The organism is Brevundimonas sp. CURTG3B2_SDJG, from assembly GCF_057364705.1.
Genome location: NZ_JBNFOJ010000557.1, coordinates 1 through 711, shown reverse-complemented (window position 1 = coordinate 711; position 711 = coordinate 1). Strand labels below are relative to the sequence as shown.

Below are 711 nucleotides of genomic sequence, written 5' to 3'. Positions count from 1 at the left end.
GGCGGGTTCGGGGCGGCCGCGCGGTCCAGCCCGGCGTCGCGCTTTCAGCCGCTCGGCCACCGGGCGCGCTGATCCGCAGATAGCCGGCCATCGACATGTGGATGCCGTCGTTGGCCCGCATCAGCACGCGCCGGCCGGCCGCGTTGGGCAGATAGGCCTCATATTCGCCCTCGGCGTTCGAGGTCAGGGCCGCGGTCTCGACATAGGGCACGCCCAGCGCCCGCATCCGCTCGCCCACCACGGCGTTGATCAGCGCCATCCGGGCGTCGAAGCCGTCCCGCTTCATCTTTGGCAGGCCGACCCAGTAGACCGCCACGTCGCGCTCGCGCAGCAGGGCGACTAGGTCGTCCACCCGTTTCGCATACGCGGCCTTCCAGCCGTCGGTGCCGAAGGCGTGCACCTGGCCGTCCAACTCGATCCCCTGGGCGTCGTTGGTGCCGAACAGCACCACGGCGACGTCGACCGGCCGTTCGTCCAGCTGCCGGGCCGTCTTGGCCTGGATGTCGACGTAGTCGTAGCGGCTCAGGCCCGTGGAGACCTGCGAGAACTTGCTGACCGTCACGTCCGGCTGGTCCTGCAGGTCGCGATACAGGCCCGCGTAGGGGCCGTCGGCCATCGAATCCCCGAACACCCCGATCCGCAGCGGTCCTTGGGCCAGCCGCGCCGCCAGGCGGGGTCAGCGGCCGGCCGGGCCGCAGGCGTCGGCGTCGG

The 711-nt window shown here is 71.7% G+C and carries 1 protein-coding gene; it reads right to left on the bottom strand.

Annotated elements, in window-relative coordinates; all coding sequences use genetic code 11:
* The coding region (locus AC2W7C_RS18660; protein ID WP_486002677.1) for an SGNH/GDSL hydrolase family protein at positions 1-616 on the bottom strand (616 nt) is incomplete at its 3' end.
* Between the last annotated feature and the right edge of the window lie 95 nt (positions 617-711).